At 66.2% G+C, this 26934-nt stretch carries 28 protein-coding genes and 1 pseudogene; 16 read left to right on the top strand and 13 right to left on the bottom strand.

The window, feature by feature from the left end:
* Positions 1-69: 69 nt before the first annotated feature.
* Both QRN63_RS26460 and QRN63_RS26455 read left to right on the top strand, forming a co-directional pair.
* Positions 70-2676 carry a LuxR C-terminal-related transcriptional regulator gene (locus QRN63_RS26460; protein WP_285033848.1) on the top strand — a complete coding sequence of 869 codons (2607 nt, stop codon included), beginning with the start codon at positions 70-72 and terminating at the stop codon, positions 2674-2676.
* A 60-nt stretch (positions 2677-2736) separates the two neighbouring features.
* Positions 2737-3483, top strand: coding sequence for an LOG family protein (locus QRN63_RS26455; RefSeq protein WP_285033846.1), 747 nt, complete (start codon positions 2737-2739; stop codon positions 3481-3483).
* An 802-nt stretch (positions 3484-4285) separates the two neighbouring features.
* Here the strand turns inward: QRN63_RS26455 and QRN63_RS26450 are convergent.
* The 3 genes from QRN63_RS26450 to QRN63_RS26440 are packed head-to-tail and all read right to left on the bottom strand — an operon-like array spanning position 4286 to position 6049.
* Positions 4286-4852, bottom strand: coding sequence for a dihydrofolate reductase family protein (locus QRN63_RS26450; protein WP_285033845.1), 567 nt, complete (start codon positions 4850-4852; stop codon positions 4286-4288).
* Positions 4853-4906: 54 nt separating this feature from the next.
* Positions 4907-5551, bottom strand: a complete 645-nt coding sequence (locus tag QRN63_RS26445; protein WP_285033843.1) for a UdgX family uracil-DNA binding protein — start codon at positions 5549-5551, stop codon at positions 4907-4909.
* A gap of 60 nt (positions 5552-5611) precedes the next feature.
* Positions 5612-6049: an SRPBCC domain-containing protein gene (locus QRN63_RS26440; RefSeq protein ID WP_285033841.1), complete on the bottom strand. Its 438-nt coding sequence runs from the start codon at positions 6047-6049 to the stop codon at positions 5612-5614.
* A 130-nt stretch (positions 6050-6179) separates the two neighbouring features.
* Here QRN63_RS26440 and QRN63_RS26435 point away from each other — a divergent pair, with 130 nt between their 5' ends.
* Positions 6180-6818: an SOUL family heme-binding protein gene (locus QRN63_RS26435; RefSeq protein ID WP_285033840.1), complete on the top strand. Its 639-nt coding sequence runs from the start codon at positions 6180-6182 to the stop codon at positions 6816-6818.
* Positions 6819-6878: 60 nt separating this feature from the next.
* Positions 6879-7367 carry a TspO/MBR family protein gene (locus QRN63_RS26430; RefSeq protein ID WP_285033839.1) on the top strand — a complete coding sequence of 163 codons (489 nt, stop codon included), beginning with the start codon at positions 6879-6881 and terminating at the stop codon, positions 7365-7367.
* Positions 7368-7381: 14 nt separating this feature from the next.
* On the opposite strand, the gene QRN63_RS26425 is transcribed toward QRN63_RS26430, so the two are convergent.
* Complete coding sequence (locus QRN63_RS26425; RefSeq protein ID WP_285033838.1) at positions 7382-8884, bottom strand: SDR family oxidoreductase; 1503 nt, start codon at positions 8882-8884, stop codon at positions 7382-7384.
* Between the two features lie 188 nt (positions 8885-9072).
* On the opposite strand from QRN63_RS26425, the gene QRN63_RS26420 reads away from it, so the two are divergent.
* The 5 genes from QRN63_RS26420 (at position 9073) to QRN63_RS26400 (ending at position 13156) form a co-directional block, all read left to right on the top strand.
* Complete coding sequence (locus QRN63_RS26420; protein WP_285033836.1) at positions 9073-9222, top strand: DUF4193 family protein; 150 nt, start codon at positions 9073-9075, stop codon at positions 9220-9222.
* Between the two features lie 50 nt (positions 9223-9272).
* Entirely contained in the window at positions 9273-9623 is a 351-nt protein-coding gene (locus QRN63_RS26415; RefSeq protein WP_267317763.1) for a hypothetical protein, read from the top strand.
* Between the two features lie 154 nt (positions 9624-9777).
* Entirely contained in the window at positions 9778-10659 is an 882-nt protein-coding gene (locus QRN63_RS26410; RefSeq protein WP_285033904.1) for an enoyl-CoA hydratase/isomerase family protein, read from the top strand.
* Entirely contained in the window at positions 10656-11858 is a 1203-nt protein-coding gene (locus QRN63_RS26405; RefSeq protein WP_285033834.1) for a CoA transferase, read from the top strand. The genes QRN63_RS26410 and QRN63_RS26405 overlap by 4 nt, the downstream gene beginning before the upstream one ends.
* Positions 11852-13156 (top strand): amidohydrolase family protein, encoded by a 1305-nt coding sequence (locus QRN63_RS26400; RefSeq protein WP_285033832.1) that lies wholly within the window; start codon positions 11852-11854, stop codon positions 13154-13156. The genes QRN63_RS26405 and QRN63_RS26400 overlap by 7 nt, the downstream gene beginning before the upstream one ends.
* Here QRN63_RS26400 and QRN63_RS26395 read toward each other — a convergent pair.
* Complete coding sequence (locus QRN63_RS26395; protein WP_285033830.1) at positions 13153-14151, bottom strand: NAD(P)H-dependent flavin oxidoreductase; 999 nt, start codon at positions 14149-14151, stop codon at positions 13153-13155. The two genes, QRN63_RS26400 and QRN63_RS26395, sit on opposite strands and share 4 nt — an antisense overlap.
* Before the next feature lie 273 nt (positions 14152-14424).
* On the opposite strand from QRN63_RS26395, the gene QRN63_RS26390 reads away from it, so the two are divergent.
* Complete coding sequence (locus QRN63_RS26390) at positions 14425-14976, top strand: PadR family transcriptional regulator (protein WP_267317760.1); 552 nt, start codon at positions 14425-14427, stop codon at positions 14974-14976.
* Here the strand turns inward: QRN63_RS26390 and QRN63_RS26385 are convergent, their stop codons facing one another.
* The 3 genes from QRN63_RS26385 to QRN63_RS26375 form a co-directional block, all read right to left on the bottom strand.
* Positions 14977-15792 carry an alpha/beta fold hydrolase gene (locus tag QRN63_RS26385; protein WP_285033903.1) on the bottom strand — a complete coding sequence of 272 codons (816 nt, stop codon included), beginning with the start codon at positions 15790-15792 and terminating at the stop codon, positions 14977-14979.
* A 172-nt stretch (positions 15793-15964) separates the two neighbouring features.
* Positions 15965-16597, bottom strand: a complete 633-nt coding sequence (locus QRN63_RS26380; RefSeq protein ID WP_285033829.1) for a class I SAM-dependent methyltransferase — start codon at positions 16595-16597, stop codon at positions 15965-15967.
* 25 nt (positions 16598-16622) lie between these two features.
* Complete coding sequence (locus QRN63_RS26375) at positions 16623-17987, bottom strand: cytochrome P450 (protein WP_285033828.1); 1365 nt, start codon at positions 17985-17987, stop codon at positions 16623-16625.
* Positions 17988-18070: 83 nt separating this feature from the next.
* Here QRN63_RS26375 and QRN63_RS26370 point away from each other — a divergent pair, with 83 nt between their 5' ends.
* Positions 18071-18361, top strand: coding sequence for a hypothetical protein (locus QRN63_RS26370; protein ID WP_267317757.1), 291 nt, complete (start codon positions 18071-18073; stop codon positions 18359-18361).
* Positions 18362-18443: 82 nt separating this feature from the next.
* Positions 18444-19337 carry a universal stress protein gene (locus QRN63_RS26365; protein ID WP_285033826.1) on the top strand — a complete coding sequence of 298 codons (894 nt, stop codon included), beginning with the start codon at positions 18444-18446 and terminating at the stop codon, positions 19335-19337.
* 99 nt (positions 19338-19436) lie between these two features.
* Here QRN63_RS26365 and QRN63_RS26360 read toward each other — a convergent pair.
* A pseudogene (locus QRN63_RS26360) lies at positions 19437-19571 on the bottom strand (universal stress protein); the annotation flags it as partial.
* Between the two features lie 268 nt (positions 19572-19839).
* On the opposite strand from QRN63_RS26360, the gene QRN63_RS26355 reads away from it, so the two are divergent.
* The gene (locus QRN63_RS26355) at positions 19840-20745 is read left to right on the top strand and encodes a universal stress protein (RefSeq protein ID WP_285033824.1); all 906 of its coding nucleotides are present in this window, start codon (positions 19840-19842) and stop codon (positions 20743-20745) included.
* Entirely contained in the window at positions 20742-23138 is a 2397-nt protein-coding gene (locus tag QRN63_RS26350) for a phosphoketolase family protein (RefSeq protein ID WP_285033823.1), read from the top strand. Before QRN63_RS26355 ends, QRN63_RS26350 begins: the two co-directional genes overlap by 4 nt.
* Positions 23139-23164: 26 nt before the next feature.
* On the opposite strand, the gene QRN63_RS26345 is transcribed toward QRN63_RS26350, so the two are convergent.
* Genes QRN63_RS26345 through QRN63_RS26330 form a run of 4 tightly spaced genes read right to left on the bottom strand, consistent with a single transcriptional unit; the run spans position 23165 to position 25748 of the window.
* Entirely contained in the window at positions 23165-23878 is a 714-nt protein-coding gene (locus QRN63_RS26345; RefSeq protein ID WP_285033821.1) for a DUF998 domain-containing protein, read from the bottom strand.
* A gap of 28 nt (positions 23879-23906) precedes the next feature.
* Positions 23907-24131, bottom strand: a complete 225-nt coding sequence (locus QRN63_RS26340; protein ID WP_350224476.1) for a SpoIIAA family protein — start codon at positions 24129-24131, stop codon at positions 23907-23909.
* Positions 24089-24316, bottom strand: coding sequence for a hypothetical protein (locus QRN63_RS26335; protein ID WP_285033818.1), 228 nt, complete (start codon positions 24314-24316; stop codon positions 24089-24091). The genes QRN63_RS26340 and QRN63_RS26335 overlap by 43 nt, the downstream gene beginning before the upstream one ends.
* Before the next feature lie 34 nt (positions 24317-24350).
* A complete protein-coding gene (locus QRN63_RS26330; protein ID WP_285033817.1) occupies positions 24351-25748 on the bottom strand; it encodes a wax ester/triacylglycerol synthase family O-acyltransferase in 1398 nt (465 codons plus the stop codon).
* A gap of 327 nt (positions 25749-26075) precedes the next feature.
* On the opposite strand from QRN63_RS26330, the gene QRN63_RS26325 reads away from it, so the two are divergent.
* Together QRN63_RS26325 and QRN63_RS26320 are read left to right on the top strand one after the other, a co-directional pair.
* On the top strand, positions 26076-26564 hold the full coding sequence (locus QRN63_RS26325; protein ID WP_285033815.1) for a hypothetical protein: 489 nt from the start codon (positions 26076-26078) through the stop codon (positions 26562-26564).
* Positions 26565-26686: 122 nt separating this feature from the next.
* Complete coding sequence (locus QRN63_RS26320) at positions 26687-26833, top strand: hypothetical protein (protein WP_267317749.1); 147 nt, start codon at positions 26687-26689, stop codon at positions 26831-26833.
* The last annotated feature ends 101 nt before the right edge of the window (positions 26834-26934 follow it).

Below are 26934 nucleotides of genomic sequence, written 5' to 3'. Positions count from 1 at the left end.
AAAACCGGCCCGATATTTCACGGTCATAACGCCTTCAACAGCGGAAACCGGCCGGTAGAATTATCCGCCGTGGCCCAGAACTGGCCGGTCGTTCATCGTGACAGTGAATTTTCGGTGATTCGCGGTGCGTTGCTCGGGGAATCCGGCGATTGCGGCATCGTCCTTGTCGGTGACGCCGGTGTGGGTAAAACCACGCTCGCCCGGTTGGTGACGCAGTCGCTGCCGGTGCGTGCGCACTGGGTCGCGGCCACCGAGTCGGCGCGGGGCATTCCGCTCGGGGTGTTCGCCCACCTGGTGCGCAGCGCTACGTCGCGCGATCCGGTGGCATTCCTGTCTGCCGCGCGCGAAACGATTCTCGCCGAAGGACATTCGGTCATCGGCGTGGACGACGCGCATCTGCTGGACCAGCTGTCGGCGACTCTGCTGCACCAGCTGGCGATGGACGGGTCGGTGCGCATCGTGGCGACGGTCCGTTCCGGCGCACCCGTCCCCGACGCGATCACGTCGCTGTGGAAGGACCGCTATCTGCAGCGGCTGCATTTGATGCCGTTCAGCCAGGAGCAATGTGTCGGCCTCATCGAAGAGGCACTCGGCGGACAGGTGGAGGGCCTGTCGGCGGAGCTGATGTGGCAGGCTTCGGGCGGCAATGCGCTGTTCGTCCGCCATCTGGTGGAGGGGGCCATCGAGGCGGGCACGCTGCGGCAGGTTCGCGGAGTGTGGCAGCTACGGGGTCGCGCCGCGGTCACTTCCGAGCTGGCGTCGCTTCTGGATGCCAGGGTCGACCAGTTGCCCGACCCGGTACTGCACGCGCTGCGGTTGCTGACCTTCTGCGAACCGCTCGATCTGGACACCCTGGCCATGATCGTCGGTGCGGACGTGGTCGAAGACGCGGAAAGCCGTGGCCTGGTGCGGGTCGGTGAGGAGCCGAGCGGCGTTGACGTCAGGTTCACGCATCCGTTGTTCGGTGAGGTGATCCGCCGCCGGCTTGGGATGGCCGCGGCGCGGCGCCTGCGCGGCGAACTCGTTCGCGCGATGCGCGACCGCCCGCTGAACAGTTCTGCACAGCGGATCCGGCTGGCGGAGCTGACGCTGGACAGCGACGAGGTCCCCGAACTGGACCTGCTCGTCACCGCGGCCCGAGAAGCAATCGCGCTGACGAACGTGACGTTGGGTGAGCGGCTGGCGCGCGCTGCGACCAATCGGGGCGGCGGTCTCGAGGCCGGCGAATTGCTGGCGCGTTCGCTGCTCTGGCAGGGGAAGGCGACCGAAGCCGAGGAGACGCTGAGTGCGTTCGACCCCGAGCAGATGACCGAACTGGAGCTGCTGCGGTGGGGATGGGCGCGAATCGCGAACCTGCACTGGTCGATGGGCGACGCCGAGGGCTCTGACGAAGTGCTCGACTTGCTCCGTGAGCGGATCACGAGCCCCGAGCTGATACCGATCATCGACGGCACAGCGTCGGCAACGCTGACCTTCGAGAACCGGTTGCCCGAAGCCGTGGCAATGGCCAACCGGGTGCTGGCCGACCCGGTTGCGCATCCGATCGCACTGCAGTGGGCGGCATTCGGTGGCGCTCTCGCTCTGGCGTTGATGGGACGCAATGACGAGGTGGCGGTACTGGCCCGACGTGGTCGCATGGCCGGCGCGAAGGTCGACGGACTGCTCCGCTATCTCACCGCGTTCGGCGAAGTCCGCGCGTTGGTGTTGGCCGGAGACTTCGACGCGGCGAGCAGCCGGTCGGCCGACATCATGCGGATCACCTCATCGGGTCAGTATCTGGCGTGGGGGATGGCCAATGTGCTGGCCGGCACCATCGGCCTGGCCCGCGGCGAATTCCCCGAGACGGTGTCGCGGATGGAGCAGACGGTGGCGGCGCTGACCGCTGAGTCGGCCGCGTCGTGGAGTTTTCCGGCCCGGCTGCTGCTGGCACAGTCCTATTGCGCGCTTGGCCGGGTGCAGCCTGGGGCCAAGATGGTCGCCGAGTTGAAAGTCCGCTCGGGCCGGCACGTCGCGGTGTTCGGCCCGCAGCTCAGGATTGCCGAGTCGTGGCTTGCCGCGGCCGAGGGAAACGTCAGCGCCGCCATCGAACTGGCACTGGATGCGGCCCGGTTGGCCGACAGCTCTGGCCAACGAGCGGTGACCATGCTGGCGCTGCACGATGCCGTGCGATTCGGCGACCCCGGGGCCGCGGACCAGCTGATCGAGGTCGCTCCTGACGTCGGTGGCCGTCTCGCCGCTGCGATGGTGGCGCATGCCCGGGCCGTGCGTGACCACGATGCTGCTGGATTGTTCACCGCGGCAGAGCAATTCGAGCACGTCGGTGCTTTGTTGCCCGCCCTCGACGCAGCGGCACAGGCGTCCGCGGCGTTCGCGGCGGCCGACGATCGGCGGAGCAGCGCACAGGCCGCAGCCGTGGCCAACCGATTGGCCGCGCAATGTGGGGGAGTGCGCACTCCGGCACTGGAATTGGCGACGCACCCCCTACCCCTGACGGTCCGCGAACGTGAGATAGCCAATCTGGTGGCCGCCGGGCTGAGTAACCGCGAAATCGCCGACCGATTGACCGTGTCGCCGCGGACTGTGGAGGGCCACCTGTATCGGGCCTGCATCAAGCTCGACATCTCGGACCGTGAGGATCTCGCGAGGCTGATCCGCAGCGGAGGTGCGAGTAGCTGAACCGCTGTCCGAGCCGCGCGGCGGACAGCCGCATGGTGGACTTCCCATACGCTGGCCGACGTGACTGAGGACGACAACGCGGACGACGGCGAGCTCCAGATCAGTGGCCCGGTGCAACTTCGTCGCGAACGATGCGCCACCACGACCGCCGACCAGCGCCTGCTCGGCCGGCGCGACTCCACTGATTGGGTGCACACCGATCCGTGGCGCGTGATGCGGATCCAGGGCGAGTTCGTCGACGGCTTCGATGCCCTTGCCGAGATGCCGCAGGCGGTCACGGTTTTCGGCTCTGCCCGCACAACACCGCATTCGCGCGAGTACCGGTTGGGTGAGGAATTGGGCGCCGCACTCGTGCGGGCGGGCTATGCGGTGATCACCGGCGGCGGCCCGGGTGCGATGGAGGCGGTAAACCGTGGGGCCAGCGAGTCGGGCGGCTATTCGGTCGGTTTGGGCATCGAGCTGCCTTTCGAGCAGCGCCTGAACCACTGGGTCGATCTCGGGATCAACTTCCGCTACTTCTTCGTGCGCAAGACCATGTTCGTCAAATACGCGCAGGCGTTCGTGTGCCTGCCCGGCGGATTCGGCACACTCGACGAACTGTTCGAAGCCCTGACCCTCGTCCAGACGGGCAAGGTCACCGCATTTCCGATCATCATGCTGGGCGTCGACTACTGGTCGGGTCTCATCGATTGGATACGCAACACGATGCTGGCCGAAGGAAAGATCTCCGAATCCGACCTGGATCTGATCCACTGCACGGACAGCGTGGCCGAAGCAGTCGACATCATCGTCGCGTCAGCCGGATAGTGGCGTCGGCGTAGTGGCGTACGCCGCCGGTGCACTGTGCACCGGCGGCGCGCCGATTGTGCGGCGTATTGATGTGGATCGGCCCCCACCCGGCCTCAGATGATCGAGACCTACATCACAGCATGTGGCAAAGGTGAGTCAAGCCACTGCCAGGACGATCTGACGCCCGACGGAGGCCGAAATTGATGAATCCACCGAACGCGCACCGTCGTCGTCGCCTCAGCGTGAAAGCGCTGTCGGGGGCGCTGGGCGTCGGCGCTCTACTGACGATGGGCGCAGTAACTGTTGCCCACCCGACCAGTGCGATCGGCACCGGCCAAGAGCGTTGGGCGGCTGATGCGAATCTCACGCTGATTCCGGTCACCCGTGCGGAGCCATCCGCGAGACCGCAGTACGTCATCAATTTGTGTGCGTGGGCGACTGACCACATGAGAATGCACCACAACTGCTGATGGCGATCTCTCGCCACGACCATTCGATGAAGGAGTGAATCGATGCAACACATGAACTTTCAGCGGCCTCGTCGCAGCGGGAAGTGGGCTCTGGCAGCGCTCGGCGTCGGTGCCCTCATCGCGATGGGGGCGCAATCGATTGTCCACCAACCCAGTTCGACCGGCACAAGCTCCGACACCTGGAATGCGAACACCACGAGCACGATGACGACGCAACCGGTGCCGGTCTCCTTCGCCCCGACGATCAAATCAGCGTATTGCGGAGACCACAGTCCGCACGCGTGGGCCGACGGCTGCCCGTGGTGACGGCCGTTGCGTCGCTTCAGGTATCCAGGCAGCCGGGCCGTCGCTCAGTCGCGTTTCGGCTCGTATCGCAGCAGGACCGTGCCGCAGGGAAAAGTGCGGTTCTCCAACAGGCGCAACGAGATCCACGACGGCAGACTCGGGAAGAACGGGATGCCGCCGCCGACCGCGGTGGGCACGAGCACGATCCGGTATTCGTCGACCAGCCCGGCCTGCACGACGGGCGCAGCGAGCGTCGCGCCGGCGATCTCCAGATTGCCGGCGGTCTCGGCTTTCAGCTTCGTCACCACCTCGACCGGGTCGCGCCGTTCCAGGCGGGAGTTCCAGTCGACGGAATCGAGAGTGCGGGAGAACACGACCTTCGGCATGTCCCGCCAGATGCGGGCGAAATCAACGATCATCGGGGTCGCATCCGGTTCCCGGTCGGCCGTCGGCCAGTACGCGGACATCAGCTCGTAGAGCCGCCGCCCGTAGAAGGACAGCGCCGTCTCCCGCTCGAAGTCGTTCCAGTATTGGTGCAGCTCTTCGCTCGGTTCCGACCAGTCGATGCTGCCCTGTGCGTCCGCGATGTATCCGTCCACCGACACGTTGAAGCCATAAATGAGTCTGCCCATGTAGATCAGACTGCACCCGGGCGCAAGATTCATCGGTCAGGATGCAGACGCGTCTCAGCCGAGCAGTTCCACGGACCTCTGGAGATCGGTCACCAGGTCGCGGTAGGCGGCGTCACGATCGGGCGATGGCAGGCGCAGGATCGACGAGGGATGAGCGGTGGCGATGGCCACGGTCTCGTGATCGGGCACGGTGTCAGGCGGCAGTTGCAGCGTCTCGCCGCGATGCTGGGTGAGGCGAAAGTCGTTGCCCAGGAGTGACTGTGCCGCCGTCGCGCCGAGCAGCACCACCACATGGGGTTCGACGGTGCGCAGTTCGGCCAGCAGCCACGGTCGGCAGGCGACCACCTCGGTTCGGTTGGGCTTCTGGTGGATTCGGCGTTTGCCACGATCGGTCGCCTTGAATTTGAAATGCTTGACCGCGTTGGTCACGTACAGCTGGCTGCGGTCGATTCCGGCGTCGCCGAGCGCGCGGTCGAGAAGGCGGCCGGCGGGCCCGACGAAGGGTTGACCGCGACGGTCCTCCACATCACCGGGCTGTTCACCGACCAACATGATCGCGGCTGCGTCGTCGCCGGCGCCGAACACGGTCTGCTGCGCGTGCTGGTACAGCGCGCAGCCGTGACACTCGCCGGCCGCCGTTCGTAGCGCCGGGATGTTGAGCACGCCTGGCAGATAATCGGCTGCGCTGGTTTCGGGCATGCCTCTGATTACCCGTGCTCCACCGCGCCAATCGTGCCGTTCAGCCGGTGCGGTGCCCGCCTACCGGAGGGATTCGGCGCGCTTCTTGACGCCGTCGGTCATGCCGCTGAAGCCCTTCGTCAATGCACGGCCCAGCAGGCCGGCGACGATCGGTGCCACCGGCCCGAACAACTGGAAGTGTGAGTCGTAGCGGGTGCGGCCGTCGGGCAGCGGGGTCAGCCGGTGCGAACGCTCGCTGCGGAGCAGCCCCAGCGGGGCGGGTTTCATGTTGTAGCTGAACTCGACGCCCGGGGTGAAGGTATTGATGTATTCGCGTTGCTTCTTCGGCGGACCGATCAGCACCACTTTCATGTCGATCGGGCTGCCAGGCTCGAACGTCGACGAGCACTCGATGCAGAACGGATTCCACTCGCCGTAGCTGGCCCCGTCGGTGAGCACCTGCCAGACCAGCTCGGCCGGTGCGTCGATCTCTACTGATCTGTCAATCGCGAAACTCACAGACACACCGTACGGGAGGGGGTGAACACCTGGCGACAACTGTCCACTGATCACCCTGATTGGGGCCATCCACCGGGACGTCGGCGCCGAATCACTTTTGACGACCTCATCAAACGGGAAGGTGCGTGATGTGCTGAATCAGATGCGAACGTTCACGACGCAAGTGTTGAGCCCCGTCACGTCGACGGTAGGGATCCGCAGCGGGCTCGAGGAGCCGCCGTACGATGCGGAGCCGTTGGCCGGTGGAGTGCAGATTCGCCGGTATGGGCGACGAATCGCCGCTCAAACCTCGGTGGAGGGCGACGAGGAACACGCGCGTAACGCGGGATTCCGCAGATTGGCCGGCTATATCTTCGGCGCCAACCATCAGAGCGGCGGAATCGCGATGACGGCGCCGGTCGGTCAACAGCGGCGCACCGATACCGGACGGAAGATCGCGATGACGGCGCCGGTGGAGCAACAAGGCAGTCAGGCTGGGGGTTGGGTCATCCGGTTCTTCATGCCGGCCGGATCGACGCTGGAGTCGTTGCCGACGCCTGATGACGAGCGCGTCGAACTGGTGGAGGTGCCGGCAGAAACCGTTGCGGTGTTGCGCTTCACCGGTGATCGTGGCGCTGACAGCATTGCCCGGCACACCGATCACCTGCGTGACACGCTCCGCGACTACGGATTCGCCGTTGCCGGCGACCCTTCGGCGTGGTTCTACGACCCGCCGTGGACCCTGCCGTGGCGACGCCGCAACGAGATCGCGATACCCGTTGAGAATTGACCGCCCGCACATCCGCCAGATTCGCCACGTCCTCGATTCACCACGTAGGAGCTTCAACCGATGAAACTGAAAACGATTGGCACCACCGCCACCGCTGCCCTTGTCACTGCCATCGCGGGTGGGGCGGCATCGGGCCCGGCCGTCGCCTCACCGTGGTACGCGCGCTTGCGCAAGCCCACCTATCAGCCGCCCCGGCAGGTGTTCCCCATTGTGTGGCCGCTGCTGTATGCGGACATCGCTGTCGTGTCCGCCGACACGCTCGACCGACTGATCGATGCGGAAGACACGCGTGCAGCCCGCCGCTTCGGCGCCGCACTCGCGATCAATCTGGGGCTCAACGCCAGCTGGTCGTGGATCTTCTTCAATCGTCACCGGCTCGGGGCAGCTGCCGTAACCGCGGCGGCGCTGACCGTCAGTAGCGCCGACTTGACGCGTCGCGCGCTCGCGGTCCGGCAACTGCGGGCGGCACCATTGGCCGCCTACCCCGCGTGGTGCGCATTCGCGACCGTACTGTCGACGCACATCTGGTGGATCAACCGGCGCACCTGACACGGCGGCAGCCGCTAGCCGGTGCGGGTCCGCTCCTTCTGCGCTTCGGCCGCGATGTTCTTGATCATGCCCGTGAAAATGATGCCGTGGAACGGCATCAGCGCATACCAATAGAGCCGTCCGGCAAGCCCTTTCGGAAAGAAGATGGCGCGCTGGTGCAACCGGGTGGCGCCAGCGCCGTGAGATTGGAGTTCCCACTGCAGCCACGCTCGGCCCGGGGTGCGCATCTCGGCGCGCAACCGCAGCAGATGTGGCCGCTCGATGCGTTCGACGCGCCAGAAATCGAGGGCGTCGCCGGTGTAGAGGGTGTTCGGGTTGCGCCGGCCCCGGGCCAAGCCGACGCCCCCGGTCAGTACGTCGAGCCACCCGCGGATCGTCCAGGCGAGCGGAAACGAGTACCAACCGCGTTCGCCGCCGATGCCCTCGACGACCCGCCACACCTGCTCGATGGGTGCGTCGCAGTCGATGCTGCGATCGTCGGTGTAGATGGCGTCGCCGGCCCAGCTGGGATCCGACGGCAGCGGATCGGCGGGTGCACCGGTCGGTGAGGCGTTGGCCCAGGTGGTTTCCACGTCGCCGTTCTCGATACGGCGCAGCGCCAGTCCGACCGCGTCGCGGTATCCGGTGGTGCCGCCGGGTGGAGGCGGGATCACGGCGTCGATGTCGTGCTCGGTGACCACCGAGTCGGTGCTCAGGGACTCGATCAGAGCCCGGCCGATCCGTGGTGGAACCGGGGTTACCAGCCCGATCCACAGCCCGGCGAGCTTGGGTGTGAGGACGGGCAGGACCACGATTCTGCGCCGGGCCAGCCCCGCGACATCGGCGTAGATCTGCATCATGTCGCCGTAGCGCAGGACGTCGGGTCCGCCGATGTCGTAGGTGCGCGACTGCGGCAACTCGGCGGTGGCGGCAGCCAGGAGGTAATACAGGACGTCGCGGATGGCGATGGGCTGAATGCGGTTGTTGACCCAGCGCGGCGTCGTCATCACGGGCAGCCGGTTGGTCAGGTGCCGGATCATCTCGAAGGACGCCGAACCGGAACCGATGACGACGCCGGCCTGCAGCACGACCGTCGGAACACCGGAATCGATCAGGATTTCTCCGACCTGGCTGCGGGACCGGAGGTGCGTGGACAACCGATCAGACTCGCTGTGTAAGCCGCTCAGGTAGACGATGCGCTTGACGTTGGCGCTGCGCGCGGTGGCAGCGAGATTCTCCGCGCTGCGGCGCTCGGCTTCGGTGAATTCTCCCGGGTTACCCATCGAGTGCACGAGGTAGTAGATGACGTCAACGTCGCGGCAGGCGTCCTCAAGGGTGTCCGCATCGGTGAGGTCACCTCGCACCACCTCCACGTCGGCCGCCCAGGGCACGTCACTGATCTTGTCCGGGTTGCGCGCCATCACGCGCACCCGGTGGCCGGCCTCGATGACGCGTGGCACCAGACGCCCGCCGATGTATCCGGTGGCCCCGGTGATCAGCACGCGCAACGACGGTGCGGATTGATTCACGTCTGTCACAGACTCTCCTCGGCTACGGCCATATGCTGACTCTCAGGACAGTTCCCGAAAATGCCCTTCACTACCCAGTGATTCGGAGACCTGCCAGGCGCGGATGGCCGGCAGATTTTGTTTAGTCCGAACGCGGACGGGGCATCCGGTGCGGACATGCCGTATGTGCGGTGTCCGTCTGGGAAAGGTCCGACCACGTGACGATCGATTACGACAGCCCGCAGCAGCTGGTTGGTACGCCGCAGCAGGTCAATGAATTCATCTGCACCCGTTGCATCCACGTTCGCCAGCTCAGCGATCTGGCTGCTGATCGATCGCAAGGGCGTATCTGTCGCGAGTGCGCTTGATCAAGATCGGCTGAGCGGCCGACTCACCCCGCCCGCGCTAGCCTGGCGACATGTCCAGCACGTTTTTCGACAACCCGGTCGCGCGCGCCCTCAACAAGGCGGCGGTCGGTCTCACCACCGTTCCCGTCGTCGGCAACATCGTCGGCCGCAGTCTGGTCGAGATCCGCTACACGGGTCGCAAATCAGGGCGCAGCTTTCAGACGCCCGTGAACTACCGGCTGTCCGGTGATGACGTCGTCATCAGGGTGATGTCACCGGATTCCAAGAGTTGGTGGCGCAACTTTCTCGGCGACGGCGGACCCATCACGCTACTCAATTTTCGCGGCACCGACCGCGCCGGGCATGCGATCTCGACGCGTGACGACAAGGGTCGGGTAACGGTGCGGGTCCAGCTCGACTGAACGTCAATCCGCGGCGGAAATGGCATGATCCGGGTGTCGACATCCGCAGGAGGCGAGAACGTGCTGGCTCACCGTGAGGCGAACGACTGGGCGTCCGTTGCCTGACGAACTGAGAGTCGTCGATCTCGCTGACTCCCCGGGTGCGGCCGGTCTGGTGATCGGGATCGGAGACCCCGTCGGTGCTGATGCAGAGTTCTGGCTGCAGCAAGCGACTTTCACCCTGGTGGACCGCCCGTGCACGGACCGCAGAACCGTACAGGTGCCCGATGTCGACGCGGCACTGGCGCAGATCACCGAACGCGTCGCGACGTGGCCACAGACGGCCGCCGTGTGCGACGACGTACTGCGCGCGTTCGACCCCGCCGCGCCGACGTTCGCCGGGGTGATCACCGAATCACTGGCGTATTCGACGTTGCAGTCCGGCCGGGAATTCGCCCGCTGGTTGGCCGAACGCGGCCCGAAAACCGTTCCGCTGCTCCCGGATCCCGTGATGTCGCACCGCGACGGCGACACTCTGCACGTGGCCTTCAACCGTCCGCAGCGGCACAACGCATTCTCGACCGATGCGCGGGCAGCACTGCTGGAGGCGCTGGAGGTTGCCCGTCTGGACACGTCGGTGACCGCTCTGGTGCTCACCGGGAACGGTCCGTCCTTCTGCAGCGGCGGCGACCTCGCCGAATTCGGGACATTCGACGATCCGGCATCGGCGCACCTGGCCCGCACGCGCTTCAGCCCGGCGCTCGTGCTCGACGACATCACCGCGCGACTGGGCGCGGGGTGCCAGGCCGTCGTCCACGGCCAGGTGCTGGGCAGCGGGCTCGAGATGGCCGCGTTCTGCGGGCAGGTGACCTGCCACCCAAATGCCACCCTCGGCCTGCCGGAGCTGGCACTGGGACTGATCCCCGGAGCGGGTGGCACGGTGAGCATCACGCGGCGCGTCGGCCGCTGGCGCACAGCGTATCTGGTGCTGTCCGGGACGACGCTCGACGCGGCGACGGCGCGGGACTGGGGCTTGGTCGATGCGGTCAGTACGTGAGTGACGAGGCGGCGCGGGACTGGTCGGCGAGCGGGCTGGCCGCGCTGACCGGCATGCCAGCCGGACCGCCGGACCTCAGTCGCGCCGCGGTGTTGACCCGGGCGCGGGCGGTCGCATTCGAGCTATCCGGCCAACTTGGCGTCGACGTCGATGCCGCGGAGCTTCTCGCGGGCCGGGCCGCGTTGGCGGGGCTGCACCGGCAAGGACGCGTCAGCGCCGGCGGCGGCACACGGCTGGTCGCCGGGCGGGACGGCTGGTTCGCCCTGACGCTGGCCCGGCCGGATGACGTCGCGGCGGTACCGGCGCTGCTCGAATCCGATGTGCCAGTTGATCATCTGTGGCCGGCGATTACCGAGTGGTCCGCTCGCCGTCTGGTTGCCGATGTCGCCGAGCGCGCGCGGCTGCTCGGCCTTCCCGTCGGTGTGCTGGCGGAGACCGCTGCCGCCGCGCCGGTGATCCGTCGGCACGGCAACCGAAAACCGTTCCAGGACTACGGCCGGCTGCTGGTGGTCGATCTGTCCTCGATGTGGGCCGGTCCGCTGTGTGGGCAGCTGCTGGCCCGGGCCGGCGCGACGGTGATAAAGGTGGAGAGCGTCTCGCGGCCGGATGGTACCCGGCAGGGCGAACGACGATTCTTCGACTGGATGAACGGCGGAAAGCTCTGTTATGCCGCCGATTTCGGTTCTCCTGACGATCTGCGGCAGTTGCTGGCGGTGGCCGATGTGGTGATCGAATCGTCGCGCCCGGACGCTCTCGTCAACCGGGGTCTGGGTCCCGAAGACGTCACAGCGCGGGATGGCCGGGTGTGGCTGCGGGTCACCGGGCACGGCACCGATGGGGCCCACGCCCACTGGGTCGGGTTCGGTGACGATGCCGCGGTTTCCGGTGGTCTGGTCGGCTCCGATCCGGCGGGCACGGGCCCGGTGTTCTGCGGTGACGCGATCGCTGATCCGCTGACGGGGATGCACGCCGCGCTCGCGGTGGTGGAGTCGCTGCAGCGCGGCGGTGGCGAGATCGTCGAGGTCGCCCTGGCTTCGGTGGCGGCGGAATACGCCGCGCTACCGCTGACGGGTGGTCACTGCGTAGCCCCGGTGGCGGCACCGGCGGCACCCGTGCTGTCGTCGCGGGCCGGCGAGTTGGGTGCCGACAGCGCACAGGTGTGGGACATCGTGCGGGAAAGGACTTCCGGGGCATGCTGATTCGACGAGCCACGCTGCTCGACGGCCGGACCGTGGACATCCGGCTGGGCCGGCTGATCGAGGCCGTGGCCGATAGTCTCCGGCCCACAGCAGGGGAGGACGTTCTCGACGCGACCGGTGGCACCGTCATTCCGGGGCTCCACGACCATCACGTTCACTTGCGTTCGGCGGCAGCGGCATTGACGTCGGTACGGGTCGGCCCGGGGGAGGTACGCAGCCGTGACGCGCTGCGTGCGGTCCTGGGGCAGGCCGCCGTCGGCGAGGACGGCTGGATTCGGGCCGTCGGCTATCACGAAGCCGTCGCGGGTCCGCTGGATCGCGCTGTGCTCGACGAGGTTTCACCGCATGTGCCGGTGCGGGTTCAGCACCGCAGCGGAGTGTTGTGGACGCTGAACTCCGCGGGGTTGACGGCCGTCGGCCTGCCCGACCATCCCGACGGCCGGCTGCGTAGCGCGGACCCCGGCTGGACGCATGCGTTGCAGCGCAACGACGCTGGGCTCGGCGAGATCAGCCGGCGCCTCTCGGCGTTCGGCGTCACCGGTGTCACCGACGCGACGCCCGATCTCACCGCCGAGGACGTGATGGACTTCGCCGAAGCGCGCCGGCACGGCGAACTGCGCCAGCGCGTCGAAGTCCTGGCACCGGCCAAGCGCATCCTGCACGACGACGGTCTCGATCTCGACGCACTGGCCGATTGGATCACGGTGCGGCACCGTCAGGGCGGAATCGTTGCGTTGCACTGTGTTACGGCCATGCAGCTGGTCGTCACGATTGCCGCGCTGCGGCAGGCGGGGTCGCGTGCCGGGGACCGCATCGAGCACGGCGCCGTCATCCCTGACGACTGCCTGGCCGACCTGCGTGACCTCGGCGTGCTGGTGGTGACTCAGCCGAACTTCGTCGCCGAGCGCGGCGAGCAGTACCTCACCGACGTGCCCGCGGACGAATACTGTCAGCTGTGGCGGGTGGCGTCGCTGTGCGACGCGCGGATACCCGTCGCGCTGTCGACCGATATGCCGTTCGGGGACGCCGACCCCTGGGCGGCGATGCGTGCCGCGGTGCATCGCAGCACCGCCTCCGGCAGCGTGCTCGGAGCGAGGGAAAGCATCGACGCCGCAGCGGCATTGGGTATGTTCCTCGGCACACCCCAGCAGCCGGACGTGCCGCAGGAGCTGACGGTGGGCATGCCGGCGGACGTGTGCCTGCTGGCTGCGCCACCGCGAGACGTCTTGGCGGAGCTGGACGCCTCGCTGGTGGCCGCCACCGTCTATGACGGTGCGGTGGTGTACCAAGCTGGTTAGTGCACCGGCTGCAGCATGTCGTCGTCGAGCGTGCGGTTCAGCAAGTCCTGGCGTGCTTCGACGTACTGCGTCTTCAAGGTTTCGACCAGTTGCGCGACGGTGAGGCGTTCCTTGATGCTGCCCACGCCCTGGCCGGCGCCCCAGATGTCCTTCCACGCCTTCGCGTCCGTGTTGCCGCCGGAGCCGAAATTCATTGCCGAGGCGTCGGATTCGGGCAGATTGTCGGGATCAAGGCCCTGGGCGACGATGCTGCCGCGCAGGTAGTTGCCGTGCACGCCGGTGAACAGGTTGCTGTAGACGATCTCGGATGCGGTGGAGTCGACGATCATCTGCTTGTACTCGGGCACCGCATTGGCTTCGTCGGTGGACAGGAAAGCCGAACCGACATAGGCGAAGTCGGCTCCCGCGGCGAGTGCGGCAAGAATGGACCGGCCGTGGGCGATGGCGCCCGACAGCAGCAGCGGACCGTCGAACCATTCGCGGATCTCGCGCACCAGAGCGAAGGGGGACTGAGTGCCGGCGTGGCCGCCGGCGCCGGCGGCCACGGCGATGATGCCGTCGGCGCCCTTGTCGATGGCCTTGTGCGCGAACTCGTTGTTGATGATGTCGTGCAGGACGATGCCGCCGTAGGAGTGCACAGCGTCGTTGATCTCGGGCCGTGCGCCGAGCGAGGTGATCACGATCGGCACCTTGTGTTCGACGATGACGCTCATGTCGTGTTCGAGGCGGTCATTGGAGCGGTGCACGATCTGGTTGACGGCGAACGGCGCGACGATGGCGTCGGGATTGGCGAGTGCGTAGGCATTGTTCGACTCTTCGATCTCATCCAGCCAATCGCCGAGCAGGCTGGATGGCCGGGCGTTCAGCGCGGGGAACGAACCGATGACACCGGCCTGGCATTCCGCCTTCACCAGATCGGGCCCCGAGCACAGGAACAACGGCGACGCGACCACCGGCAGGGACAGGCGCTGTGCGAGGACGGGAGGCAGACCCATGGTGATAGCCCTTCGAATCGGAAACCGTGTTTGGTCTGGACCTTAGCTTTGCCGGAGGCATTATGCAACTAGTGGCATAATCGCGTTAAGTAGTGGTTGTCGGCGCTGAGCGGTGATACTCGAACATGTTGGCAATAGGCTGGATTTGGCAAGTGCTCGGCGACGGGTCCGGCTGTGGTGGTCGCTTTATGCAACAGATTGGATAACAGCCGTGACAGGACTCTTGTCGCCGCGTCACGACGGCGGAAACTCGACTGGACCTACGATCACGCCATGTCGCTGCAATTCGCCATCCTGACCGCGCTCACGGAGCGGGCATCGACCGGTATCGAACTCACCCGCCGGTTCGATCGGGCATTCGGCTACTTCTGGCCGGCGACCCACCAGCAGATCTATCGCGAACTCGACAAGCTCAAGACGTCCGGGCTCGCCGAGGCCTCGACTCCCGATCGTCCCGAGCGCGGCCAGCCCAAACGATTCAGCATCACGGCGGCCGGCCGGCGGGCACTGCGTGAATGGCTTTGTGGCATTGACGATCCCGCACCGGAGCGGATGGCCATCGCGGTGCGCGTGCGCGCAGCCGCGGCACTCGGCGAGACGGGCGCCGTCCGTGCCGTGATCGCCCACCACCTCGCGGCGCATGAAGCGATGTTGGCCAACTACCGCGAGATAGACGCGCGCGATTTCGCAGCGCCGGTCGCCGACGCCGACGTGCTGCGCCATCTTGTGTTGAAGGCGGGGCTGCGTACGGAGCAGGCCTGGGTGGACTGGTGCCGCGAGGCCCTGGACGTGCTGGACAGGCTTACGTCGTCAGGTGAGATTTGATCACGAACTGAGCAATGTCTGAAAGATATCCCCGTAGTACAGGTGCGCCAGGAAGTGGCCGCCCGGGCCCATGTGCAGTGTCGCGCCCGGTATTCGGCGTGCCAGTTCACCCGGCCACGACGGATCGATGAGCTGGTCGTCGGTCCCGCCCCAGATGTCCACCGGCAGCTGAAGATCCTCGGGCCTGAAGCCCCATGGCCGGACCATGACTCGGTATTCTTCGACGACGCCCTGAGGCTGTCGAAGGGCCTCCCGCGACATGTGCGCGAATGTGGCGAAACCCTCGGCCCTCAACACCGCGGCATCCGCCGGCCCGAGGTCGCGCGCGGCAAGCCGACCGTAGAGTTCCGGCGCACACGTCGCGGTGAGTGTCATCGCGCGAAAGCCGAGCCGGGCTGCCCACGGTGCGCGCTGTGACAAGCGGATGTAGGTGCGGTCGATCTGTGGCAGTCCCTCGAATGCGCCGGGTTCGGTCAGCGGTACGGCTCCGGCGATGATGGCGGTCCGCGTCACACGCGGCCGCAACGCGTAACCGACTGCGGCCGCGTACTGGCCACCAAGAGACCAGCCCATCACCGCGAACTGGTCGATATCGAGCTGGTCGAGCAGCTCGGTGACGTCGCGGGTCCAGTCGAGGATGGTCCGGTCCGGCTGCGGATCCGACCGCCCGACGCCGGGTCGGTCAGGGGCGATGAGCCGGACGCCGCACGACTCGGCGATGGACCCGGCGGCGGCGACATCGAGCCGGCAGGCCAACCCGCCGTGGGCGCTGACGATCGGGAAGCCGTCGGGAACGCCGTACTGCGCATAACTCATGCGCCGCCCGTCCTGCAGCCGGATCACGTGGCAGGCCTCGGTTGCGACGTGTTTGGGCACGGTCGGCCTCCGCGAGTGAGAGCGGACTTGCTTGCCTCGTCATCGTTGCACCGTCAGCCAGGCGCGAGGGCCGGAATTGACGTTGCCGCCGATTCCTGTGCGCTGGGTGGGACTACAGGTCGGGCTTCTGCCACACCAGCAGGTAGCGCCAGAAGAGCAGGCGCCGCACACGGGCACCCGGAAGAAGCTCCGCGGTCTGTGCGGCGACTTCGCGCGTCGTCAACGGTGGGTCCAGGACCACCGGCATGACGTCGTGATCGGGCGTCTTCGCGAACCCGGTGCCGATTTTCAGCAGCCGTTCCGCGCGGAATCGGACACCGAGCGCGCGATGCGCAAGTGCGCCGGCGAGCTCATGCGGCCACTCATGCCGTAGGTCTGTCCTGGGCAGCGCGATCGCCGCGAGGACACCACCGGGTCGAAGAGCGTCGGCCAGATGGGGCAGTACCGTGTCGAGCGGCATGTGGTGCAGGGCGCTGATGGACACGATCGCGTCGTAGCCGGTCGCCGGAACCCCGTCGGTCAGCACGTCGGCCTGAACGCAGTTCACATTCGCCGGGGTCCGGCGCCGCGCTTCGGCGATCATCGCTGCCGAGCGGTCAACCGCGTCGACATGGTCACTGCGCTGAGCGAGCTGGACGGCGAATCCGCCGGCGCCGCAGCCGACATCCAGGACACGTTGGCACCGCGGCGGCAGGTGCTGCAGCAGCAGACGCTGGTAGTAGGCATTGTGATCCCAGTCGAGCATGCTCCGAGCGTTGGCCACGCCGGCGTCACACCCGCGCGGCGACCCGAACCGGGATGGGACCTTTCGCAACCGTCGTGTAGGGCGACTCGAGCGGGAAGTCGTCGTGCAACGACTCGATGCGGTTCGACCGCACGATGGTGGCCAGCGCGAGTGTCGTCACCAGCATCGCGAAATGCTCACCGATGCAGGACCGCGGACCCGCGGCGAACGGGATGAACTGCCACCGGTCGCGGGTCTTGGCGTTGTCCGGGCTGAACCGGTCGGGGTCGAAGGCCAGCGGGTGGTCCCACAACGTCGGGTCCCGGTGCACGGCGCTGATGCCGATGGCCACGATGCTGCCGGCTTCGACGCGGTGGCCGTCCACCACCATGTCCTGCAGCGCCGTCCGGCCGACACCGGCGGCCGGCGGGCACAGCCGCAGCGACTCGTTGAGCACCTGGGCGGTGTAGGTGAGGCCGGAAACATCGTCGGGGGTCAGCTCCCGATCACCGATCGCGGCGACCTCGGCCGCCACCCGGTCCTGCATCTCGGGATTGCGCCCGAGCTGCCACAAGGCGTACGTCAGCGTCGTCGCCGTCGTGTCGTGGCCCGCCAGCATGAAGATGAGCAGGTCGTTACAGATGTCGTCGTCGGACAGCTTCTGACCGGTGTCGGGGTCCGAGGCCGCCAGCAGTGCCTTGACCAGCGGCGCATCGCGGTCCGGGTTCGCGCGGCAGTCCTGCAGGACGGCCATGGTCATCTTGCGCATCCGTGCCACCGCAGCACGCGCGCGACGGCGTCCCGGTGTCGGGAGCCACTGCGGCGCCTTGATCGGCCGCAGCGCGCGGTCGGCCGTGTAGCGCGAGGCCACGTGCATGTTTTCGGCGATGGTGTTGCTGTGTTCGTTGATGTCGAGACCGAGAATCGAGTAGCCGAGGGACCGCATGGCGAGCCGGCGGCACTCGGTGTCGAGGTCGACGTCACGAGCGTCGCGCCAGCGGTCGGCGATCACCTGCGCGGCCTGGGACATGTGCCCGCCGAAGCGGTCGACGTGCTGCTTGGTGAACACCGGCTGCAGGGCGCGGCGGCGCGGCGGCCAGGCGCTGTTGGGCAGGACGAAGAGATTGTCGCCGACCACGTTGCGCACTTCTTCGTGGATCGTGGAGCGCTCGGCGAGGTTGTCGGTGCGACCCAGCACGTCGCGGATCCCGGCGGGGGAGGTGACGAGCACGATGGGCGGAGCCACGCGATTGGGTACGACGGCGATGCGACTGATGGGCCCGCCGGCCTGGCTCAGCAGGACCAGACCGGTGTGCAGTTGCCGAGTGGCGAACAACTGCCGCAACGGCAGCGGATTCTTCGGCGCGAGCGGCAGCGTGCCCACGTCGCGGGCGTCGATGGTTGCAGTCATGTCAATAAGAATTATGCCGCGCCCGGTGCGCGTGGTCGAGTGATTCGGCCGGCAGGTATCGCTGTCGCGGGTAGAAAGCAGTTATGAGCAATCACGTGAACCTCAGTCCGCAGGAAAACGAACTGATCGCCGAGAGCCATCCTGAGGTCCTGGCCCGAATGGATGCGAAGTCACTCAAGGAGCTGCAGCACAGGCTGCGACAAGCGCGGGAGAAGAACTTCAGCCTGTTGCGGCGTCAGGGCGCGGCTCGCGTGGAGTCCGAGGGTGGCCGCGGTGCCGCGCAGCCGGCCAACGAAAAACGCGGTGAGAAGGTCGACGTGTTAGATGATGCGCTCACCCGGGTGAGCGAGCGGCTCGACGCGCTCGGCGAGTAAGGACCTTTGGCCGTAGCACCGGCCGGCCGGCGTCCGTACCGTTGAAGGTGTCGGAATTGCACCTTCGTCGGGAGCGGACATCATGACCGAATTATCGCCTCGCCCATATATTTTGGTCGGCATCGACGGATCAAGATCATCGCTGGAGGCGTTGCTGTGGGCCGTCGGCGAGGCGCAACTTCGTAACCTGCCGCTGCGGCTGGTCCACGCGATCGACTACGGCAATTTCGTGATGGGCTTCAATCCGGGCGCGTCGGAGAGCTTCTTCAAACACGTGGAGATGTCCGGTCAGCACTTCCTCGACGAAGCCAGCGAACGGGTGCAGGCGCTCGCACCCGAGGTCGAGGTGTCCGTCCACAACCTCGTCGGGCGCCCCGCCCAGTTGCTGGAAGAGCAGTCGAAGGACGCTTTCCTCACCGTCGTCGGATCCAGCGGGCTGCACGGATTCACCGGGCTGCTCGCGGGGTCGGTGGCGGTGGCGCTGACCGCGCACGGCCGCAGTCCCGTCGTCGTGGTCCGCGCGCCCGGCCAGCATGCCGGGGGACCCGTCGTCGTGGGCGTCAGCGGTGCGCCCGACAGCGAGGAAGCGATCGGTTGGGCCTTCCAGGAGGCGTCGCTGCGCGGGGCGAAACTGCTCGCCGTTCTCGTATCGAGTTATGTGCCAGCCTATTTCGACTACATCGAACCGACGTGGGAAGAGCTGCCGGGGCCGGCCCGTGAGGACCAACAGGCGATGCTGCTGGCGGAGCGGTTGGCCGGGTGGCAGGAGAAGTTCCCCGAAGTTGCGGTCCGCCGCGTGGTCGCCGCCGGCCACCCGGGGCACGTGCTGCTGGGCTATGCGCAGCGCGCACAGTTGATCGTCACCGGCACCCGCGGACACGGAAACGTGGCCGGGTGGTTCCTCGGGTCGACGAGTCACCGGCTGGTTCAACATGCTGCGTGCCCGGTACTGGTTGCCCGGCCGCAGGCTCGATAGTCCGACCGCACGAAGGCAGGTGGCCGTTCGCGGCCACCTGCCTTCATGCTTCTCACACCCGCGCAACGAGCACAGATGGATTGTCGGAGTTGGAGTCCGCGTGTGAGCCAACACGCAATTCACCAGCCGTAGCGGTACATCTCGGGCGACGGCCTCGGCGACTGCCCAGTGGGCGGCGTACACGGCAGCCGTCGAACCGTCGATGCCGACCACGACAGAGTCCCCGCTGTGCATTTCGATCATCTTGTCTCCCAGAATGTTTCGTTTACTCCGCCGTGGTCTGCCTTCGATGCGGAGCCGTAGATGTGTCATCGAATCCTGACGCGGACAAGCACCCGGAATCGAGGGCGCAAAGGCCCTGGGCCCGCCGCATGGGTCACCACGGGTTGACGGCCCGCGCAGTGGCAAGTGGTTGTTCAACGAGTGACTTTCGGCCATAGCCGCCGAGAGGCGGCACTCGTACCGTCGTGGACATCGGACAATAGCGTCATCGGAGGACAACGTGACCGAATTATCGCCCCGCCCTTACATTTTGGTTGGCATCGACGGATCGAGCTCGTCGCTGATGGCCCTGAACTGGGCTGTCAATGAAGCGCAGCTGCGCAACCTGCCGCTGCGATTGGTGCACGCCGTCGACTTCGAGAGTTTCGCGATGGGGTTCAATCCGGGCGCCTCGGAGAGCTTCTTCAAGTATCTGGAGACCACGGGTCAGCGTTTCCTCGACGAGGCAATGGACCACGTGCAGGTTCTGGACCCCGACCTCGACGTGACGCTGTCCAGAGTGGCCGGCCGTCCGGCGCGGGTGCTGGCAGACCTGTCCGAGGGTGCGTTCCTGACCGTTGTGGGTTCAACGGGGCTGAATGCGTTCACGGGCCTGTTGGCCGGCTCCGTGTCGGTTTCGTTGACCGCACACGGGCACAGTCCGGTCGTCGTGGTCCGTGCGCCCGGGGTTCCCGTCACGGGATCTGTCGTGGTTGGGATCAGCGGCTCTCCGGACTGCGAAGACGCGATTGCCTGGGCATTCGAGGAAGCCTCGATGCGAGGCGCAGAACTGAATGCTGTGCTGGTCTGGAGCTATATGCCGGCCTATTTCTACTATGAAGAATCGCCTTGGGATGACCTGGCGGGCCGGGCACGCGAGGAACAGCAGGAGATGCTGTTGGCTGAGCGCTTGGCGGGGTGGCAGGAAAAGTTCCCTGACGTCGTGGTCCGCCGCATCGCGGCGATCGGCAACCCGGGGCAGGTCCTCCTGAGCCACGGGCAGCACGCTCAGTTGATCGTCGTCGGCAGCCACGGGCACGGCGACGTGACCGGGTTGTTCCTGGGTGCCACCAGTCACCGGTTGATTCATCATGCGAACTGCCCGGTGCTCGTCGCTCGGCCACATGCTCGCGAGTCCACCCGATGACCAACGCAACCCGCGAGGTGCGTGAGCCCTTGGCGCCGGCGCGCTTGCGATCCGTTGATGCGTACTGGCGGGCTGCCAACTATCTTACCGCGGGCCAGATCTACCTGATGGACAACCCGCTGCTGCGAACGCCTTTGGAGCGTCAACACATCAAGCCCCGCCCGTTGGGGCACTGGGGCACCTCGCCGGGGCTGAACTTCATCTACGCGCACTTGAACCGCGCGATCATCGACCACGAGCTCGATGCGATGTATGTCATCGGTCCGGGACACGGCGGTCCCGCATTGTTCGCGAATGCGTGGCTCGAGGGCAGCTATGGTCGGACGCGTCCTGATATAGCGCGGGACGTTCACGGCATGGCGACGCTGTTCCGCGAATTCTCTTTTCCGGGTGGCGTTCCCAGCCATGTCGCACCCGAGGTCCCGGGGTCCATCCACGAGGGCGGCGAGCTGGGCTACTCGTTGGCACACGCCTACGGCGCAGCGCTCGACAATCCGAACCTGTTGGTGGCGTGCGTCGTCGGAGACGGTGAAGCCGAGACGGGCCCGCTGGCCGCCAGCTGGCATTCCAACAAGTTCATCAACCCCGTCACCGACGGTGCGGTGCTGCCGATTCTGCACCTCAACGGGTACAAGATCGCCAATCCGGCGGTCCTGGCGCGGATCACCGACGCTGAACTCGATTCCCTGTTGCGTGGCTATGGGCACTACCCGGTCTACGTCAGCGGTGACGACCCGCAACAACTGCATCAGGACATGGCTACGGCGATGGATCGCGTCGTGGCGATGATCGACGACATCCAGACTGCCGCCCGCGCTGCCGCGTCAGCACCTCCGCGACCTCAGTGGCCCATGATCGTGTTGCGGACGCCCAAAGGCTGGACCGGACCCCAATGGGTCGACGGTCTACGCGTGGAGGGTACGTGGCGTTCGCACCAGGTGCCCATAGCCGATATCCGGACTGATCCCGAACATCGCCGGCAGTTCGTCGATTGGCTGTCCTCCTATCGACCCGATGAGCTGTTCGATGAAATGGGTTGCCCCACAGCGCTGGTCACCGACAACGTGCCTTCGCCTGCTTACCAGATGGGGTTGAATCCGAACGCCAACGGCGGCCTGCTGCTCACGCCGTTGCATCTGCCTTCTGCCAAGGAATTTTCGGTGTCCACGGTCAATCCGGGAGACACCACTGCCGAGCCGACTCGGGTGCTCGGGCAGTATCTGCGCGAAGTCATGGTGCGCAACGCCTGCTACCGTAATTTCAGACTGTTCGGACCGGACGAGACCGCGTCGAATCGGCTCGGTGCGGTGTATGAGGTCAGCGACAAGCAGTGGAACGCAGCAGTTTTGCCGAGCGACGAGCACCTGGCTCGCGATGGGCGCGTGCTCGAAGTCTTGTCGGAACACATGTGCCAGGGCTGGCTGGAAGGCTATCTGCTGACCGGCCGGCACGGCCTACTGAACAGTTACGAGGCCTTTGCCCACGTCGTGGACTCGATGGTGAACCAGCATGCGAAGTGGCTCAAGGTAAGTCGGCAGTTGCCGTGGCGCGCACCGATAGCGTCGCTGAACTACCTGATCACTTCACACGTGTGGCGCCAGGATCACAACGGCTTCTCGCACCAGGACCCCGGTTTCATCGACCATGTCGCCAACAAGCGCGCCGAAATCGGCCGCATTTACCTGCCGCCGGATGCCAACACGTTGCTGTCGGTGGCGGCGCACTGCCTGGCCAGCCGGGACTACATCAACGTGATCGTCGCCGGGAAGAACGATGCGCCGGTGTGGCTCACCGCCGAGCATGCCGCGGTGCACTGCGCTCGTGGTGCGGACATCTTCGAGTGGGCCAGCACCGACGGGGGCTCGGTGCCTGACGTGGTCCTGGCCTGTGCCGGCGACGTGCCCACCCTCGAGGTACTGGCAGCCGTATCGATTCTGCGGAAACACTTGCCGAAACTCAAGATACGCGTCGTCAACGTGGTCGATCTGTTCCGGCTGCAGTCCGATTCGCAACATCCGCATGGCTTGACAGATGCCGAGTACGACACGTTGTTCACCACCGACCGGCCTGTGATCTTTGCCTATCACGGCTACCCGTCGTTGATTCATCGGCTGACCTACCGCAGGCGCAATCATCAACACATGCACGTACGCGGATACCTGGAGGAAGGTTCGACGACAACGCCTTTCGACATGCTGGTGCTGAACAAGATGGATCGCTTCCAACTGGTGCTCGACGCAATCGACCTGATGCCCGGACTCGATGGTCCCTCAGTACGTGCACTGCGGGCCGCGATGGTTGCGGCTCACGATCGCCACCGGAGTTGGATCCGGATGCATGGGGAGGACCTGCCCGAGGTCACTGGCTGGCGGTGGGAGCCGGCCGATGGCTGACGGTGTCGGTGGATGCCACTCGCGATTCAGCGTGGAGCTGAACTGACGACGGATCGCGGGTTGGCCCGGCTTGTGGTGCGCGCCACGACGACAGTCAGCATCAGGAGAAATGTGCCGACGATGGCAACGTGGATGCGCTCGAACAATCCCGTCCAATCTGTGTCGGCGAGCGCAGTCACGATTTCGATACCGCCGAGCGCCGCTCCGATCGCCGCGCAGATGAAGCCCACCAATCCCAGCTGGCGGGTGCCCGGCTCATTGCCCAGCGCGGCACCATAGGCCGCCATCGCGATGAGGACCGCGGTGAAACCGACTACTCCGGAGACGGTGTGCAACTGAGATAGCTGTGCCGACAAGGGCGCGTGATCGGCTGCCCAGCACTGGGGGTCAACCGACGGCGCGCAGCTCATGGGCGACAGGGAGTCGACAATCGAAGTGGCGGCAGCGACCGCCAGCGCCGCGCTCCCGAGGAGCATCTGTGATGACGTGCGCCAAATTACCAGGACGCCGGCCAGGATCGCGAAGCCGATGCCGGCGACAAGATCGCTGATGCGGAAAATCTGGTAGTACGGTTGGCCGGCGACCGCCAGTTCACTGATGTACGACCGGGTGGGGCTGAGCGGGGACCCGAGGACCCATTCAAGTGGGAAGTCGCAGTAGCCGATGAGCCCGACGAGCACTGCGGCAATCCAGGGTCGTAGCGCCGGGCGGAACCTGGTGTCGGTCACCGTCAGAGCCATACCCATAGCCTGATCTCGAGAAACTTGGTCAGGCGGCGGGTTCCGGGGTGCGAGCCGATGCGTCCCCAGACTGACCGCCGCCCGTGATCCACGACTTGGCGTCTTCGACCCGGCCCGCAGGAAACGGCCGGACCTCGGCGGCGATGAAATGCGACACGAAGTGTTGTGTGACGCCGGCGATCGGAGAATCAGTCACGACCGCAATCTTCTTCACGTGTTTGTGGTGGTCGTGGACAAACCGGACATGGGACACCAGCGCACCGAAGCTGTCCCAACCGGGAAAGTGGGGGCGTCGATGATGAGGCCGGCGACATCGCCACCGCGTTTGATCGTGGGGTCGACGGCGTGCGCGATGTTCGCGAAATCGCCTTCACTCAGCGGTGATTCAGGACGAATGGTCAGGACGGAGTTATCCGCATCCCAGTGCTGATCGATCATATTGGCTCCCTTGAGGGTCGATGGGACGACGTGTCTACCCGCTGAGCAGCAGCAGATTTCCCAATCGGCGGGTATGGGGTGCGGCCGTGGCAACGTCGACCAGACGGGTCAGACCGTGCGCGATGCCGCGAGCGAGCTCATCGACATCCAGTTCGGCGTCGAAATCACCGATGACGCCGAAGGCCAGGCAGTCGGCGTAGCTCATGATGGCGATACCGGTGCGCATTCCCACTGCGAGGGGCGGCACCGGCACCAGTTCGATGATCCGGCGGCCCATGATGCGCAAGATATGCTGCGGGCCGGGCACATTGGTGGTCACCGCGACGATGCCGCGTTGCGGCAGTCGACCCAGCAGCCGCACTGTCGATGCGATGATCGGGAAGGGCACCAGGTTCGCCGCAGCGACGGCCAGCGAGCCGGCTTGACGCTGCCCGCTGCCTTTCGCCTTGGTCAGCCGCTTGTGGACCAGGCGCAGCTGTTCGAGCGGATCCGATCGGTCGACCGGCAGGGCCGGTAGCAGTAGCGACACCCGGTTGTCTGAATCGTGCAGGAGTTCAGCCGGGCGGACGGACACCGGGACGACGGTGCGGATCGGTCCCGCTGACGGTTCGATGCCCCGCTCGACCATCGTGGCTCGGAAGCCCTCGGTGATGGCGGCGAGCGCGACATCGTTGACGGTGACGCCGAACCGCCTGCTCACCAACTGGACGTCATGGAGCGGGACCTGAGTGGCGCTGAACCGTCGGAGATCGCTGAGCGGTCCGTTCAGCGGTGCCGCCGGGGAGGCGAGTACATCGGCGACGACGTTGGCGGCGCCGACCGCCGCGCGCACACCGGCGCGGGCGGTCGCGGTCACCGTGCGCCAGATGTCGAGTCCGAACGTGATGGGATTGACGACGAGACCCCTAGGGGAGCGCAATGGTGCAGGGCGGCAATCAGGTTCGCTGTCGCCTCCCGTCGCTTCATCGCAGATGTCGGTCAGCATGGCGGTCGCGGAAACTCCGTCGGCGATGCAATGGTGCAGTTTGATGAGGATCGCCCAGCGGCCGGCCGCCAGCCCGTCGAAAATCCACGCTTCCCACAGTGGTCGAGACCGGTCCAGTCGGCGCTCCATCACGTCGGCGACCGCGCGATGGACGGCAGCCTCGTCACCGGGCCCAGTGACCGTACGCCGGCGTACGTGGTGGGTGATGTCAAATGTGCGAGCGGGCACCCATTCCGGGGCGCTCAGGTCCAGCGCATGGGTGCGCAACACCTGACGACAGCGCGGAATTCGTTCGGAGCGTTCATCAAACACCGCCTGCACTTCGGCGAGACTCGGGACGGGTCCGTCCATGATGGCCAGCGCGGCGATGGCCATGCTGGTGTGGCTGTCGGAATCCTCGGCCTGCAGGAAGCCGGCATCGAGAGCGGTGAGCTGGTTGTCGTTCATCGGTGTCCTTCAGATGCTTGCCCGCGCGGCTTGCGGTGGTGAAATGATGTTCTGCCAGCACGTTGACGGGGCCAAGTGCTGATCGGCAGCAGACCGAGGGACCTTGGTCACCAACGGCGGTGAGGGTGGGTGCCGGAGCATTGTGGCCGTGTGTCAGAGGACCTTTGGCCCGTGCAACCGCCAATGGGCCAACGCATCATTCGTTTCATGATCAGTCTGGATTGCCGACACGGCCGAGGTTCTGAATCGCGTGATCGCTCAGGGTGGACTCGGGCAGCCATGTCGTTTGCAGTGATGCTGATCGCTGCTGCGGCATCTGTAGGTTGGATGTTTCACGCATCCTCTGTGGTCCGCTTCGTCCTACCGGATACCGCTGCGGCTGCGGCGAATACCTTTCCCGCACAGTCGAAGACCCTGTCGCCGGCGCAGCAGCTGCGTGTCTGGCTCCGACAAGCCGCACCGTCACTCGACGCGCTGCTTGCCCTGCGGGACAGGATCGACTCTGCGGCGGTTCGCCTGGATGACGCGGAGATCCGGGGTGCGTGTGAGGCGGGCCGGGCGGTGCTGCCGCGCGTTCAAGAGCGCCTACCGAGCCCGGATGTGTCCGTGAACGCGGTATTGCAGCGGGCAGTCGACGGCTACCGGCTGGGATTCGCGGAGTGCCTGTCGGGAACCCGGCATCAGGATGCCGCAGGCGAGGAGTTGGCGGCGGTCCATCTGTACCGGGCGAGCGACGATCTGCGGATGGCGATGGCAGTGATCGCACGGGACCTGGCCGGTGGCGCCGGGAGCGACGCGGGTGTGGTGACGATCTGATTCAGCCCGCTGCGCGGGGCCGCGGTGCCCCGCTGCAGCACTTCACTATGACGGGCTGGAACTCAATTCCAGGAACTCTGCTGCAGACCATCGGACCTCGTGGCTTCCTACGATTCAACCTGGTGCTGGGCGGTACATCCGTCGTGGCGGTGCTGAACCTGGTCTTCTGGCTGATCACCGTCCTGTGTTCTCCGTCCTACTGGGAGAAGACCTATCACGGTCTGGCCGACTCACCCGCCCACGGTGCGGAGCAGGCGGCGGCGACATGACATGGCGGCCGTCCGAACGCGGTCTCAAGGTTCGGGTCTATGTCGTCGCCTTCGCTGTCTATTCGGCGGTCGGGTGGGTCAACAAGGTCGCGTTGGAGCAG

Source organism: Mycolicibacterium sp. lyk4-40-TYG-92 (genome assembly GCF_030209435.1).
Lineage (GTDB): Bacteria > Actinomycetota > Actinomycetes > Mycobacteriales > Mycobacteriaceae > Mycobacterium.
This window is presented reverse-complemented; position numbering and strand designations above follow the sequence as displayed.

Bases quoted from the DNA above. Each gene is read 5' to 3' on its own strand.
- QRN63_RS26390 (WP_267317760.1), top strand. From the start codon at position 14,425: ATGTCGCTGCAATTCGCCATCCTGACCGCGCTCACGGAGCGGGCATCG.
- QRN63_RS26325 (WP_285033815.1), top strand. From the start codon at position 26,076: ATGTTTCACGCATCCTCTGTGGTCCGCTTCGTCCTACCGGATACCGCT.
- QRN63_RS26330 (WP_285033817.1), bottom strand. From the start codon at position 25,748: ATGAACGACAACCAGCTCACCGCTCTCGATGCCGGCTTCCTGCAGGCC.
- QRN63_RS26400 (WP_285033832.1), top strand. From the start codon at position 11,852: ATGCTGATTCGACGAGCCACGCTGCTCGACGGCCGGACCGTGGACATC.
- QRN63_RS26365 (WP_285033826.1), top strand. From the start codon at position 18,444: ATGACCGAATTATCGCCTCGCCCATATATTTTGGTCGGCATCGACGGA.
- QRN63_RS26335 (WP_285033818.1), bottom strand. From the start codon at position 24,316: ATGATCGATCAGCACTGGGATGCGGATAACTCCGTCCTGACCATTCGT.
- QRN63_RS26380 (WP_285033829.1), bottom strand. From the start codon at position 16,597: ATGCTCGACTGGGATCACAATGCCTACTACCAGCGTCTGCTGCTGCAG.
- QRN63_RS26350 (WP_285033823.1), top strand. From the start codon at position 20,742: ATGACCAACGCAACCCGCGAGGTGCGTGAGCCCTTGGCGCCGGCGCGC.
- QRN63_RS26450 (WP_285033845.1), bottom strand. From the start codon at position 4,852: ATGGGCAGACTCATTTATGGCTTCAACGTGTCGGTGGACGGATACATC.
- QRN63_RS26430 (WP_285033839.1), top strand. From the start codon at position 6,879: ATGAAACTGAAAACGATTGGCACCACCGCCACCGCTGCCCTTGTCACT.
- QRN63_RS26395 (WP_285033830.1), bottom strand. From the start codon at position 14,151: ATGGGTCTGCCTCCCGTCCTCGCACAGCGCCTGTCCCTGCCGGTGGTC.
- QRN63_RS26415 (WP_267317763.1), top strand. From the start codon at position 9,273: ATGTCCAGCACGTTTTTCGACAACCCGGTCGCGCGCGCCCTCAACAAG.
- QRN63_RS26375 (WP_285033828.1), bottom strand. From the start codon at position 17,987: ATGACTGCAACCATCGACGCCCGCGACGTGGGCACGCTGCCGCTCGCG.
- QRN63_RS26445 (WP_285033843.1), bottom strand. From the start codon at position 5,551: ATGCCCGAAACCAGCGCAGCCGATTATCTGCCAGGCGTGCTCAACATC.
- QRN63_RS26345 (WP_285033821.1), bottom strand. From the start codon at position 23,878: ATGGCTCTGACGGTGACCGACACCAGGTTCCGCCCGGCGCTACGACCC.
- QRN63_RS26370 (WP_267317757.1), top strand. From the start codon at position 18,071: ATGAGCAATCACGTGAACCTCAGTCCGCAGGAAAACGAACTGATCGCC.
- QRN63_RS26385 (WP_285033903.1), bottom strand. From the start codon at position 15,792: ATGAGTTATGCGCAGTACGGCGTTCCCGACGGCTTCCCGATCGTCAGC.